This window comes from Flavobacterium sp. PMTSA4 (assembly GCF_032098525.1).
Lineage (GTDB): Bacteria > Bacteroidota > Bacteroidia > Flavobacteriales > Flavobacteriaceae > Flavobacterium > Flavobacterium capsici.
The window spans coordinates 740,492-755,915 of the sequence record NZ_CP134890.1 but is presented as its reverse complement, the minus strand read 5'-3'; the positions used below and the strand labels follow the sequence as shown (position 1 = coordinate 755,915).

The window sequence follows — 15,424 nt, the reverse complement described above, 5'->3', positions numbered from 1 at the left end:
TTGAGGTTTTTTTGTTAACTTAACCAAAAAAATAGAAATGTACACATTGCCAAAAATTGAACGTTTTAATCAAAATGTATTGTCTAAATATCATGTTTATAACAGTGTGTTTATTACATTACCTTTTGATGCTATTGATAACACTGGTGTGATGTTGCCTCTTTTTGCTGAAGTATGTGACAATGGATATAAAAATAATTGGACACCAGAGCAAATTATAAATTTCTTTTCAGAAAAATATTTAGATAACGCGACCGAACAAGATAAAATTGATTTAATGTTTCGTTTTATTCAATACATCGAAAGACAAATTGTTTTATTTGATGCCATAGAAGATGCTGCTTTTGCTGTAATTAATAATCTTGAAGGTCGTGGTTCATTGCGTGATATTAAAGAAAAAACAGAAGCAAAAAATAAACGTGAAGAATTAATTAGTTTTTTGGAAGAGTTTAAAGTTCGAACGGTTTTAACTGCACATCCAACACAATTTTATCCTGGTTCAGTTTTAGGAATAATTACTGATTTAACCCAAGCAATTAGACAAAATGATTTAGTTCAAATTAAACAATTATTAGCCCAATTAGGAAAAACACCTTTTTTCAAAAAAGAAAAGCCATCACCTTTTGATGAAGCTGTTAGCCTGATTTGGTATCTTGAAAATGTATTTTATCAAACAGTTGGTGACATGGTGCAATACATGCAAAAGAATTTATATGGTGGAAATGTTATTGAAAACTCAATTATAAGTCTGGGTTTTTGGCCTGGTGGAGATAGAGATGGAAATCCATTTGTAACTACTGAAATCACGCTAAAAGTTGCAGATAGATTGCGTACATCAATCTTGAAATGTTATTATTTTGATATTCGAAAACTGAGAAGAAAATTAACTTTTACTGGAGTTGAGAATATTATTGTTGAATTAGAAAGCAAACTTTATCGTTCTGTTTTTTATTCAGAAGGTGAAATTTTTATTAGTCACCAAGAGTTGAAAATTCAGTTGTTAAAAATAAAAGACATTCTTATCAATAATCATCAATCTTTGTATTTGGATTATGTAGATGCTTTGATTCAAAAAGTGAACAATTTTGGATTTCATTTTGCTTCTTTAGATATTCGTCAGAACAGTAGAATTCATAGTAAAGTGTTTGATGATATTGTTAATTATTTGGGAAAAGATAGTGCAATTGATTTTCCAAAAAATTACAATGAGCTTGATGAAGCATCAAAAATTGATGCATTACTTTCAGTAAACAAAACAATTACTCCAGATAATTTTGAAGATGAAATAACCAAGTTAACCCTTGAATCTATTTTAGCAATACAAACAATTCAAAAAAACAATGGAGAATTAGGATGTAACCGCTATATAATTAGCAATAATGAAAGTGCTTTGGATGTAATGGAGGCATTTTCATTATTCAAACTTTGCGGTTGGGAAAACCCAACAGTGGATATTGTTCCTTTGTTTGAATCAGTTGATGATTTACAAAATGCACATCATATTTTGGAACAATTGTATACTAATGAGATTTATAAAAAGCATTTAGAGTCAAGAAAAAACAAGCAAACCGTAATGTTAGGTTTTTCAGATGGAACAAAAGATGGTGGTTATTTGATGGCTAATTGGAGTATTTTTAAAGCCAAAGAAACCATTACTCAAATGTCTAGAAAGTATGGTATAAAAGTTATTTTCTTTGATGGTCGTGGCGGTCCGCCAGCTCGCGGCGGAGGGAAAACACATAAATTTTATGCTTCGCTAGGTTCAACGATTGAAAATCAAGAAATACAATTAACGGTTCAAGGACAAACTATTAGTTCAAATTTTGGAACTTTAGATTCGTGTCGATTGAATTTAGAGAATCTTTTAAGCGCTGGAGTTACTAATGAGATTTTTAATAAGGATGAAAATAACCTGACAGTAACTGAAAAGCAAACTATGCAAAAGTTGGCTGAATTGGGTTATCAAAAATATATTGATTTTAAAAATCATCCAAAGTTTGTTCCTTATTTGGAGCAAATGAGTACACTACGTTTTTATGCAAAGACTAATATTGGAAGTCGTCCGGCAAAGCGTAATGCTGATGAAAAATTAAATTTCTCTGATTTGCGTGCTATTCCTTTTGTTGGTTCATGGAGTCAGTTGAAACAAAACGTTCCTGGATTTTATGGCGTTGGAACGGCATTAAAATATTTTGAAGACAACAATCGTTGGGAAGAAGTTCAATCGCTGTATGACAATTCATTGTTCTTTAAAACTTTGTTGGAAAACAGTATGATGTCGTTGGCAAAATCATTTTTTCCATTGACTTCTTATATGAAAGATGACAAAGATTTTGGTGATTTTTGGCAAATCATCTATGATGAATTTTTAGAAACCAAACGATTGTTATTAAAAATTGCTGGACACAAGGAATTGATGGAAAATTATCCTGATGGAAAAGCTTCGATTGAAATAAGAGAGCAAATTGTTCGTCCATTATTAACAATTCAACAGTATGCTTTGTCTCAACTTAGAAAAGGAAAAATTGAAAACGAAGTGCTAAAAGAAGTTTATGAAAAATTAGTTGTTCGTTCTTTGTTCGGAAATACTAATGCCAGTAGAAATTCTGCTTAATAAAAAATATATTATGAAACCAAAAGATTTAAATCCTACCGAATACGCTACTTATTTTGGTAATTATATTAGTCAAGTTTCTGATGAATATACATTAATAGAAGAACTTGAAATTTCGGTTCATCGATTAATAAAATTTGTTCGAGAAATTCCAATGGATAAATTTGATTATCGCTATGCAGAAGGAAAATGGACAATAAAAGATATACTGCAACACATCATTGATTCTGAAAGAATTTTTGCTTATCGTGCTATACGTATTGCTAGAAATGATAAAACAGAATTGCCTGGTTTTGAAGAAGATGATTATGCAAAAGAAGCAAATGGATCGAGTAGAAGTATTCAATCATTACTTACTGAATTAGCAATAGTTCGTGAAGCTACATTATCACTTTTTAAATCATTTTCGGAGGAAGAGTTAAAACGAACCGGAACGGCATCTGAAAATCCAGTTTCAGTTAGAGCAATTGGTTTTATTATTATTGGTCATCAAAATCATCATCTAAGGGTTTTTCAAGAACGTTATCTTTAATTTGAAATAAAAAATCCAAATTTCAATTTATACAATTGGAATTTGGATTTTCTATTTTTGTAAATTCTGTTATTTATTATTCATCTTCGTCATCATCTTCTTCGAAGTTGTCTGAATCAGAAAAGTCGTCTTCATCAATTTCATCGTCATCATCAGAACCACCTTTGTCTTTTAGTAAATCAACATCGTCATCTTCGTCATCACCTGATAAGTCATCATCATCAAGGTCGATTCCTTTTACTGGAGCAATTGGTTCAATTACTGCATCTAAATCGTCATCTTCTTCAAATTTTTCCATTCTGCTGGCAAGTTTTGTGCTTACTTTCACTAAATAAATAGTGTCTTCAGTTCTCACTTCTACAGCTTCAATTAATTCGTTTTGAGCATTTCTAAAACGAATTATATCCGAATCGTCATATCCTTCCGGAAATTTTTCTACTAGTAAATTTAAAATATCACCAGTAAGTTTTGCATAGTCAACGATAATTCTTCTCATAAAATAAGTTTATAAATCTAGTATGTAAGCAAATATTAATGGAGCAACAATCGTTGCATCCGATTCAACAATAAATTTGGGTGTTGTAATGTCAAGTTTTCCCCAAGTAATTTTCTCATTCGGAACTGCTCCAGAATAAGAACCATAACTTGTTGTAGAGTCTGATATTTGGCAAAAATAGCTCCAAAATGGAACATCATGCATTTCCATATCTTGATAAAGCATCGGAACCACACAAATTGGGAAATCACCAGCGATTCCACCTCCAATTTGGAAAAATCCAACTCCTTTACCTTCACAGTTTTTAGTGTACCAATCAGCTAACCACATCATGTATTCAATACCTGATTTCATGGTTGTTGGTTTGAATGTTCCTTTAATACAATATGAAGCAAAAATATTTCCCATTGTACTATCTTCCCAACCAGGAACAACGATTGGTAAATTTTTCTCAGCGGCAGCAACCATCCAAGAATCTTTTGGATCAATTTCGTAGTATTGTTTTAATACTCCAGAATTAATCATTTGATACATGAATTCATGTGGAAAATAGCGTTCTCCTTTTGAATCGGCATTATTCCAAATATCAAATAAATGCGATTGTAATCTACGGAAAGCTTCTTCTTCAGGAATACAAGTATCCGTAACTCTATTATAATGGTTTTCTAATAAATCCCATTCTTCTTGTGGTGATAAATCTCTGTAGTTTGGAACTCTTTTATATGAATTATGTGCCACCAAATTCATAATATCTTCTTCAAGATTTGCACCAGTACATGAAATGATATGTACTTTGTCTTGGCGAATCATTTCTGCCAATGATTTTCCTAATTCGGCAGTACTCATTGCACCAGCCAATGTTATCATCATTTTACCATTGTCAAGCAAATGTTCTTCATATCCTTTTGCTGCGTCAACTAAGGCTGCAGCATTGAAATGAAGGTAATTTTTTTCTATGAATTGACTAATTGGTCCTTTGCTCATTTTGTTTTTTATTACGAGTAGTTCGTGGTTCAAAGAAAAACTTTTTTTCTAAAACCACAAACAGTTATTATTAATTTATTTTATATTTTTTTGAACTATTTTTTAGTGTAACCTAATATTTTCAATACATCATCTGAAGTTTGTTGCTCTGAAAAAACTTCGGTTGCTAAAATTCCATTTTCATCTCTATCAATCAAGATGTGTTTAGGTTGTGGAATTAAACAGTGATGCAAACCACCAAAACCGCCAATGGTTTCTTGATATGCACCAGTATTGAAAAATCCAATGTATAATGGCTTTTCTTTATTGTATTTTGGCAAATAAATAGCATTCATATTTTGTTCAGAGTTGTAATAATCATCGCTATCACAAGTCATTCCGCCCAAAAGAACTCTTTCATAAGTATCATTCCAACGATTTACAGCTAGCATAATAAATCGTTTATTGATTGCCCAAGTATCAGGTAAAGTGGTAATGAAAGAACTGTCAATCATATTCCAAGCTTCACGGTCATTTTGTTGTTTTTGATATAAAACTTGATAGATTGCTCCACCAGATTCTCCTACTGTAAAAGAACCAAATTCCGTAAATATATTTGGAACATCAACTTCAGCTTCGTCACATGCAATTTTAATCTGATTGATTATTTCGTCAATCATGTATTGGTAATCGTATTCAAAAGCTAATGAATTTTTGATAGGAAAACCACCGCCAATATTCAATCCGTCTAATGATGGACATTCTTTTTTAAGTTGGATATATACTTTGATACATTTTACTAGTTCGTTCCAATAATAAGCTGTATCATTAATTCCGGTATTGATGAAAAAGTGAAGCATTTTAAGTTCTAAATTTTCATTTTCCTGAATTTGTTTTTTATAAAAACCAAGAATGTTTTTATAACCAATTCCTAATCGTGAAGTATAAAACTCAAACTTTGGTTCTTCTTCGGCAGCAATTCTAATTCCAATTTTGAATTTTCCTTTAATTTCTGCTTGCAATAAATCTAACTCTTCGTAGTTATCAATAATCGGAATTGCATTTTTGTGTCCGTTGTTAATCAATCGAGCAATATTTGTAATGTATTGATCTCTTTTGAAACCATTACAAATAATGTAAGTGCTTTTATTGATTTTTCCGTTTTCTAATAAATTTTCAACAATATTAATATCAAATGCAGAAGACGTTTCAATATGAATATTGTTTTTAAAAGCTTCATTCATTATGTATTCAAAATGTGAGCTTTTTGTACAATAGCAATAATAATATTTACCTTCATATTTGTTTTTTTCCATAGCATTTCTAAACCAATTTTTGGCTCTTTTTATGTTGTTGGAAATTTGAGGTAAATATGTGAATTTTAAAGGCGTTCCATATTGTTCGACTAATTTCATTAAATCAATGTTATGAAATTGAAGCGCGCTATCTTTGTTTAAAGTAAATTCTTCTTGCGGAAAGTAATATGTTTGGTTTATTAAGTCGAAATATTTAGTATTCATTGAGTTTTATTAAGAAATGTATAGATGGTTTTAAACTAAAATCTATCGCAATTCAAACCCTAATGTTAGCATATATAATAGGTAACTTTTCTTGAAAAAGTAATTCAAATTCAGTAATAAGTGTTTTGAAGTCTTTTTTTACAGAAGAACACATAGTTATAACACTACCGAAAAGAAAAGAATTTCCTTGATTGGATATGTTGTAAACAAAAGCGTTATTGTGTTTTTTCATTAGGCAAATTTAAAAAATAATATTTCCTATTTCCAATAAAATGATTAAAAAAAAGTTAAGTATTATAATATTGGAAAGCTTTATTAATTAATTCATTATCAGCTTCTTGATTGTAGATTGTTTTTCCGATTGAATTTAATAAACAAAATTGCACTTTTCCATATTCGTTTTTCTTGTCATGAATAAGTAAATCCAATATTGGCTGTATGTCTTTTTCTTCAAAATTTACTTTTTCAAAATAGTTCAAAAGAGTTTTTTTGATATGTTCCAAATCAGTTTCTGAAATTAAATTTTTTCTGTATGAAATATAACTTTCTAAAATCATTCCAACAGCAATTGCTTCGCCATGTAACAAGGTTTTCTTTTCAGGATTTTCTAAAAAATAGCTTTCGATGGCATGACCTAAAGTGTGACCAAAATTCAATGATTTTCGGATGCCATTTTCAGTTAAATCTTGTGAAACTATTTCGTTTTTTATTTCTACCGAACGATGAATTAATTGGTCTAAATCAGCTAAATCAATTTTAGACAAGTCAATAAATTTTTCCCAATAATTTTTATCATAAATTAAACCATGTTTTAGCATTTCCGCTAATCCAGAACGCATTTCGTTTTGAGGTAAATTTGCTAAATATTCAGTGTCAATAAGAACCATTTTTGGAACATTAATAACACCAATTTGATTTTTAAGACTTCCTAAATCAACGCCGTTTTTTCCACCTACAGAAGCATCAACCATAGCTAACAAACTAGTTGGGATATTTATAAAATCAATTCCTCTTTTAAAAGTTGATGCCACAAAACCACCAATATCGGTAATAACTCCACCGCCAAGATTGATGATTAAACTTTTTCTGTCGCCACCAAGTTCAGTAAGTATTTTCCAAATTTCAACACAAGTTTCAATGTTTTTTTGTTCTTCACCAGCTTCAATTTCAATGATTTCAATAGGCTTAGTTGTTTCTAAATAAGGCAAAAAATAAGGCAAGCAATATTCATTAGTATTACTGTCAACCAATATAAAAATAGTAGAGTAATTCACTTTTTCTATTTGCTCATTTAAATATTGATAAGAGTTTTGTAAAAAATGAATTGAATAATCGTTTGCTTTGATTGATTGCATTATTGATAATTTAGAGAGGCAAAATAAGGTAAAATTTGATAAATAATTATAAACTCTGATTATATTTGCTCAATTATTTTATAGAATGGAAAAAATATTTAACAATACCGAAGTTGCATTTGGATTAAAAACAGACACCGAATTAGATAGAGCTTATTTTTTATTTAAAATGATTGCCAATGAACCATTGGTTAGAATTGGAACAGCGGTGACCAATTTTGCAATCAAAGCTCATCTTCCTGTCGAAGGATTAATAAGAGCAACTGTTTTTGATCATTTTTGTGGAGGAACAACTGAAGAAGATTGTCTTTCTGTGGTTGATAAAATGTATACAAAAGGGGTTTCATCAGTTTTAGATTATTCTGTTGAAGGAAAAGAAGAAGAAAATCAATTTGATGCAGCATTAGCGATGACTTTGAAAACTGTTGATTTTGCTAAAGAACGACAAGCAATACCTTTTGCAGTTTTCAAGCCAACTGGAATTGGAAGATTTGACTTGTATGTTAAGATTGGAGAGAAAAAAGAATTAAATCAAGCAGAACAAGAAGAATGGAATAGAGTAGTTGCCCGTTTTGATTTAATTTGTAAAACGGCACATGAAAAAGATGTAGCATTGTTAATTGATGGAGAAGAAAGCTGGATGCAAGATGCAGCAGATGATATTGTAACTGAAATGATGCGTCGTTATAACAAAGAAAAAGCGATAGTTTTTAATACTTTGCAAATGTACCGTTGGGACAGATTAGACTATTTAAAAAAACTTCATCAAGTTGCTAAAGAAGAAGGATTTTTTATTGGAATGAAGTTAGTTCGTGGTGCTTACATGGAAAAAGAAAATAAACGTGCAGAAGAAAAAGGTTATAAGTCTCCAATTTGTGTTTCAAAGCAAGCTACAGACGAAAATTATGATGCATCAGTTGTTTACATGATGGAGCATTTGGATAAAATGGCCATTTTTGCTGGAACTCATAATGAGGAAAGTTCATATAAATTAATTGAATTAATGAGTCAAAAAGGAATTTCTCCAAATGATTCAAGAATTTGGTTTGGACAACTGTATGGAATGAGTGATAATATTAGTTATAATTTAGCCGAAAAAGGCTATAATGTTGCCAAATACTTACCATTTGGTCCAGTAAGAGATGTTATGCCTTATTTGATAAGAAGAGCTGAAGAGAATACTTCTGTAGCAGGTCAAACAAATAGAGAGTTAAATCTTTTAAAAGCGGAACGAAAGAGAAGAAAGTTAGAAAAGTAATTAAATTTTAAAACCTCATTATTGAGTTTTTTTTTTTAATTAACGAAACAAAAATATTTAGATAGGTGTTTAAAATATTTATCTTTGATTAATAATTGCAAAAAGAAAGCATATAAATATTCGAAAAAATGAAAAGAATTTTATTTTTTTTACTCTCTATAATTTCACTACAAAGTTATTCACAATGTTTTGAAATCCAAACAATTTTAGTTGATGCTTGTTCAGCAGTTTCTCCATCTAATGACGAAGGTTTTAATGAAATGGTTCGTTTTAAAGTTGGTCCAGCAGCATTAAATACTTCTACATTAACAGTTACATGGCCTTCAAATGCTTGGACAGGTTTAATTCAAAATGCGGTAACTGCTACAAAAGTAGCTGCAATAAATCAATCTATTATTTTAAATGGAAATTGTGGTCTTGTGCTTGAACCAACAGGTGGTGTGTTACCAGCAAATGCTGAAGTATTATTAGTTACTAGTCAAAATTTTACAGTTAATTTTAATTCATTCAACTCTTTGACGAGTACTTTGTATATTATTTTCCAGAATAATACAACGACTACAGCTGGACATTTTGGAAATTATAATGCAACACCAGGTACACGAACACTGACAATGTCATTTGGTGGTGCATGTACAGATACAGTTACTTATGAAAGAAGTAATCTTATTAATATTTTTGGAACTTATGGAGGTGCATCTTCAGATCAAGATGGTGCAGCAGTTAATTTTACTCCTGCAGGAGTTCCAACATATGTTAACTATGGTTGTGTTGCTCCAGTAACTCCATTTACAGTAACGGCAAGTGCAAATCCTAATACTTGTGTTTCGCCAGGAACAACAATTAATTTATTTGGTACTGCTGAAGGTTATCAATCATTAAATTGGACTAGTAGTAATGGAACGGTTACAAATCCGAGTAATCTTAATGCAACTTACGTAGTGCCAAATAACGCAACTGGCACAATAACATTTACATTAACAGCTACGAATAGTTGTGGCGATTCAATAAACGCAACAACTTCGATAACAGTTGGAATAAATCCACCAACTGTAGTTTCCCCCGTTACTTACTGTCAAAATAATGCTGCAACTCCATTAACAGCTACTCCAAGTGCTGGAGGAACATTAAATTGGTATGGAACAAATGCAACTGGTGGAACTGCTTCTTCAACGGCTCCAACTCCTTCAACAACAATATTAGGAACAACTACTTACTATGTTAGTCAAACTATTGGTGGTTGTGAAAGTACTAGAGCATCTATAGTTGTAACTATTACAAATCAGTCGCCAACTGCAACACCTCAGTTGTTTTGTGATACGGCAAATTCAACTCCAACTTCAGTTGCATTTGATTTTAATAATGCAGGGCAAAGTAGTTTTACTTATACTTATACAATAGATGGCGGAACTCCAGTTACAGGAAGCTTGGTAGCTCCTTCTAATTATACAGTAAATGGAGTACTTCCAGGACAAGTAGTAACTTTTACATTAACTTGGAATGGTATATGTGCTCCGAGTTTAACAGCTTCTACAACAGTACCTTCATTCACACAGTTAGGACCATTTTGTGCTGGTCAAATTTTTTCATTACCAACTACTTCTATAAATGGTAAAACTGGAACATGGTCACCTACTATTAATAATGCGGCTACTACAACATATACTTTTACTCCAAATGGAGGACAATGTGCATCAAGAACTTCAATGACAGTTGTTATTAATCCTAATATAACACCAACTTTTAATGCTATCGCTCCAATTTGTGGTGGACAAACATTATCTCCATTACCTACAACATCAACTAATGGAGTTACTGGAACTTGGTCACCGGCACTCAATAATAATGCTACTACAACCTATACTTTTACTCCTTTGGTTGGACAGTGTTCCTCTAATGCAACTTTAACAATTACCGTTAACCCAAATATAACTCCAACATTTACCCTGGTTAGTGCAATTTGTAGCGGACAAGCATTAACCCCACTACCAACTACATCTAACAATGGAATAACTGGTACATGGTCACCAGCATTGAATAATACCGCAACAACCACTTATACCTTTACGCCAAATGTAGGACAATGTGCTACGCCAGCTACGTTAACGATAACTGTTAATCCAAATGTAACTCCAACATTTAATGCCGTTGCTCCAGTTTGTTCAGGTCAAATAATGACTGCTTTACCAACAACTTCAACAAATGGAATAACGGGAACATGGTCACCAGCTTTGAATAATACATCTACAACCACTTATACATTTACACCAAATGCAGGACAATGTTCTACGACAACTACGTTAACTATTACTGTTAATCCAAATGTAACGCCAACCTTTAATTCTGTTGCGCCAATTTGTGATGGACAAGCTTTAGCTCCTTTGCCAACAACGTCAACCAATGGTTTTAATGGTTCTTGGACTCCAGCTATAAATAATGCTGCCACTACAATCTACACTTTCACACCAACTTCAGGACAGTGTGCAACTACAACTACTTTAACTATAACAGTTAATCCAAATATTCTACCAACATTTAATTCTATTGCTCCTATCTGTAGCGGACAGTCTTTAAGTCCTTTGCCAACAACATCAACGAATGGATTTACGGGAACTTGGTCGCCAGCATTAAATAACACTGCCACTACAACGTATACATTTACACCAACTGCCGGACAATGCGCAACAACTGCTGCATTGACTATTGTTGTTAATTCAAATGTAACTCCAACTTTTACTGTGGTTGCGCCAGTTTGTGCAGGACAAACAATGACTGCATTACCAACAACTTCCGCAAATGGAATAACAGGAATTTGGTCACCAGCATTAAATAATACTACAACAACCACATATACATTTACACCAAACGTAGGACAATGTGCTATGACAACAACATTACAAATAATAGTAATTCAGCAAGTGAATCCAGTGGTTGATATAGTTGAAACATGTAATGCTAATACAGTAACAGTGACAAATCCAGTTGGAATTGAATATGAATATTCAGTGGATGGATTGCCTTATCAATCTAGTCCAGTTTTTAATAATTTAGCTTCAGGGAATCATACTATTGTTGCTCATCATATTCCAGCAAATTGTTTTTCTAATACTACAACTTTTACAATTGTAATGGTTGGGAATGATGTAGTAGTTAATAATAATCCACCTGCATTAGTTTTGTGTGATACTAATAACGATGGGTTTAATGTTTTTGATTTAACATCTGCAATAAATTCTATTACAGGTGGCGCGAGTTATAATGTAAGTTTTCATGAAACGATTACAGATGCCTTGGTTAATGGTACGACAATTCCAACTCCAGCTAATTATTTTAGTATTAATCCTTGGATGCAAACTATCTATGTTAGAGTTGAATCAACTACTACTACTTGTTATGAAATTGTTGAACTTCAACTAGTAGTCAACCCAACGCCAGAAGCTACGGAGCCAGATGATTTACATTTATGTGATTATACGGGAGCAGTAGGTTATGAGCCTTTTAACCTGACACTAGTAATCCCACAAGTATTAGGAAGCATTGACCCATCAACACATACGGTAACGTTTTACACGAGTTTAGCAGATGCACAAACGCCAAGTAATGCGATAACCAATGTGGCGAGTTACATTAATAGTGTAATAGACCAACAAACGATTTATGTGCGAGTAGAAACTACGGCAACAGGATGTTTTGATATAGTAGACTTTGATATCATTGTTGATCCACTACCAAATTCGACACAGCCAAACTATCCGCAGTATTCGTTGTGTGACAACGACCAAAGTTTGATTGGTTATGAAGTGTTCGATTTACAAAGCCAAGTGGCTAATATACTGTTAGGCCAAACCGGTATGAGTGTACACTTCTATCCAAGTTTGACCGATGCACAAAATGATACCAATGAGATAACAAATCTGAGCTATCAAAATGCGATTATCTATGTTCAAACGTTAGGAATCCGTATTACCAATGATGCTACAGGATGTTACGTTATCTCAACGATGGACATCAGAGTAGAACCATTACCGACACCAATACCACCAACACAGCCCTATACCGTTTGTGATGATGATCAGGATGGCTTTGCACAGTTTGATTTGAATACTTTGACAACAGATATTCTTCAAGGAGCAAATTACACGTTGACTTTCCATGAAACATTGACCAATGCACAAACAGGAGACAACCCATTACCGATGTTGTACACTAACATCAATCCGTTTGTACAAATCATCTATGTAAGAGCCGAAGACCCAACTACAGGATGCATAGGCATCACTACAGTAGAGTTGAATGTCAATCCAAGTCCAGAAGCCATTACAGGTTTACCAAACATAGAGATATGTGATACCGATAGCAATACGCAAAACGGACAAACGATAGTGAACTTAGCGCAACAAACTCCGTTAGTATTAGCACAACAACCACTACCAGCATCAGCGTATACAGTGACCTATTATACTTCACAAACATTGGCAGAACAAGGAAGCCTTCCGATCATGAATGTGACTAATTATACCAACACTACCAACCCACAAACTATTTGGGTTAGAGTAGAGAATATAGCAAGTAAGTGTTATAACATTGGTTCGTTCCAGATAATTGTTGGCACACCGTTAGTAGTAGCAACACCACAACCAATCAATGAGTGTGATGACGATGCCAATCCAAATGACCAACACACCAACTTTGATTTGACGGTACGACAAATCACTGCACTACCAGGTTATACGATAAACTACTATCCAAGTTTAGCTGAAGCACAAACAGGCACAAATCAAATCACTACACCAACCAACTATATCAATGTACCTGCAGCAGTACAAACCTTAGGAGTAGAGATTATCAGTCCACAAGGTTGTAAAAGCTATACGACGTTAAACATCAGAGTGTTGCCAATACCAACACCAAGAACCAATCCAGCGACTTTAGCCGCAGTATGTGAAAACGCCACAGGTTCAGGACAGGCAACAGTAGATTTAACGGCAACAGCAGCCTATATTGCTAATGGTGACCCGAATGTAGCTTTACATTACTTCTATACCCAATCGGATTTGGAGAACAATGTAAACGAGATACTAACACCAACGGCAGCCTTAGTAGGCGACCCAAGTATAGCAGGTACTACAATAAATCAAGTGCAGTACATTTATATAGCCGTATCAAGTACACAAAACTTTGATTACACCAGCAGACCATGTTATAAAATGGTAGAACAAGGCTTTATAATAAACCCACTACCAGTAGTTGACATCGTAGGCACAAACAACGAATACCAAGTATGTGAAGACGATGCAAGTGGTGTGAACGATGGCTTTGAAGTATTTGATTTAACCAGTCAGGTAGCCGACTTATTGGAAGGGAATACCACAACCCCAACGTCAAACTATAGTGTAGCCTTCTATTTAGATGCTGCAGCTACAACGCCAGTACCAAACCCAAGTGCTTACACCAACATTAGTAACCCACAACCTATCTATGTAGTAATCACTAACACTACCACAGGATGTACCAGTGATATCGGTACCTTCAACATTTTGGTAAACCCAAAACCTATAGTGGCAACACTATTAGATGACTTTGAGAGCTGTGATACCGATGGCGTAAACGATGGCATGATGTTCTATGACAACAACCCATTAGGATTAGGCGACTACATCGATGACATCTTAGGAGCTACCCAAGCACCAGCCGATTACATGGTAGAGTTCTACCTGAGTCAGGCGGATGCAGAGGCAGGCATTAGTGCCAATGCGATACAAAACCTGTCAACCTATCAAGTACAAACAGGAACCTATTGGATACGCGTAACCAATAACGCAACAGGATGTTACATCTTGGATGACTTTAATGTAGTGATAGAACAATTGGCCGAGCCATTAATCACTACCAATACCGGAAGCGCAATAGCGTGTGTGGATTGGAACACTACAGCTGTAAACAACAACCTGATACTAGACAGTAATGTAGCCAATGCGGCGAACTATACCTTTGAGTGGTATGCCGATGGAGTATTATTATCAGAAACAGGACCAACGTTAGCGGTAACCGATATTAGTGTAGACCAAGTAGTGTATAGTGTTATAGCAACAAGTATAACCCCAGCCAACTTAGGATGTGCATCAGAAGAAGTATTCTTCACGGTGGTACGTTCAGGACCGGCGGCTAACCTGACGTATACGGTAACCAATGCCTTTAGTGATACACAAATCATTACAGTGACAAACGATGGATATGGAATTTACCACTACAGTTTAGACGACGGACCAATCTTAGATAATGGAGGAATCTTCACCGATGTAACCTTAGGAGAACATACGGTATATGTATGGGATGTTAGAGATGTGAATGGCTACTCGTGTGGAGTACAAAGCATCAGTGGCGTACAAATCATTGATTATCCACATTACTTCACTCCAAATGGCGATGGCTTTAATGATACATGGAATATTGTAGGTTTAGAAGGCCAACCGGGAGCTAAGATTTACATCTTTGACCGCTACGGTAAACTATTGAAACAAATCAGTTCAACGAGTGCAGGATGGGATGGTACTATGAACGGTCACCTGTTGCCATCAACCGATTACTGGTTTACGGTAGATTATCTGGAAGGTGGAGCAATGAAACAATTCAGAGCACACTTCTCGTTGAAACGATAATACAGATTCAAATTTAGTTAGAATGAA

9 protein-coding genes are annotated in these 15,424 nt (G+C 33.7%); 4 read left to right on the top strand and 5 right to left on the bottom strand.

The genetic code is table 11. The features are described 5' to 3' along the window. The first annotated feature begins 37 nt into the window (after positions 1 to 37). Entirely contained in the window at positions 38 to 2,614 is a 2,577-nt protein-coding gene (locus tag RN605_RS03570) for a phosphoenolpyruvate carboxylase (RefSeq protein ID WP_313322285.1), read from the top strand. A gap of 13 nt (positions 2,615 to 2,627) precedes the next feature. After that, positions 2,628 to 3,146 carry a DinB family protein gene (locus RN605_RS03565; RefSeq protein ID WP_313322283.1) on the top strand — a complete coding sequence of 173 codons (519 nt, stop codon included), beginning with the start codon at positions 2,628 to 2,630 and terminating at the stop codon, positions 3,144 to 3,146. Positions 3,147 to 3,222: 76 nt separating this feature from the next. Here RN605_RS03565 and RN605_RS03560 read toward each other — a convergent pair whose 3' ends face one another. The 5 genes from RN605_RS03560 to aroB form a co-directional block, all read right to left on the bottom strand. Next, positions 3,223 to 3,642, bottom strand: coding sequence for a DNA primase (locus RN605_RS03560; protein ID WP_313322281.1), 420 nt, complete (start codon positions 3,640 to 3,642; stop codon positions 3,223 to 3,225). Between the two features lie 9 nt (positions 3,643 to 3,651). After that, on the bottom strand, positions 3,652 to 4,626 hold the full coding sequence (locus RN605_RS03555) for a deoxyhypusine synthase family protein (protein ID WP_313322279.1): 975 nt from the start codon (positions 4,624 to 4,626) through the stop codon (positions 3,652 to 3,654). Positions 4,627 to 4,721: 95 nt separating this feature from the next. Next, complete coding sequence (locus RN605_RS03550; protein ID WP_313322277.1) at positions 4,722 to 6,125, bottom strand: type III PLP-dependent enzyme domain-containing protein; 1,404 nt, start codon at positions 6,123 to 6,125, stop codon at positions 4,722 to 4,724. A 52-nt stretch (positions 6,126 to 6,177) separates the two neighbouring features. Next, positions 6,178 to 6,357 (bottom strand): hypothetical protein, encoded by a 180-nt coding sequence (locus RN605_RS03545; RefSeq protein WP_313322276.1) that lies wholly within the window; start codon positions 6,355 to 6,357, stop codon positions 6,178 to 6,180. Positions 6,358 to 6,412: 55 nt separating this feature from the next. After that, positions 6,413 to 7,480 (bottom strand): 3-dehydroquinate synthase, encoded by a 1,068-nt coding sequence (aroB, locus tag RN605_RS03540; protein ID WP_313322275.1) that lies wholly within the window; start codon positions 7,478 to 7,480, stop codon positions 6,413 to 6,415. Between the two features lie 85 nt (positions 7,481 to 7,565). Between aroB and RN605_RS03535 the strand changes: the two genes are divergently transcribed. Beyond that, positions 7,566 to 8,738 carry a proline dehydrogenase family protein gene (locus tag RN605_RS03535; protein WP_313322274.1) on the top strand — a complete coding sequence of 391 codons (1,173 nt, stop codon included), beginning with the start codon at positions 7,566 to 7,568 and terminating at the stop codon, positions 8,736 to 8,738. A 128-nt stretch (positions 8,739 to 8,866) separates the two neighbouring features. Beyond that, the gene (locus tag RN605_RS03530) at positions 8,867 to 15,397 is read left to right on the top strand and encodes a T9SS type B sorting domain-containing protein (RefSeq protein WP_313322272.1); all 6,531 of its coding nucleotides are present in this window, start codon (positions 8,867 to 8,869) and stop codon (positions 15,395 to 15,397) included. Positions 15,398 to 15,424 lie beyond the last annotated feature (27 nt).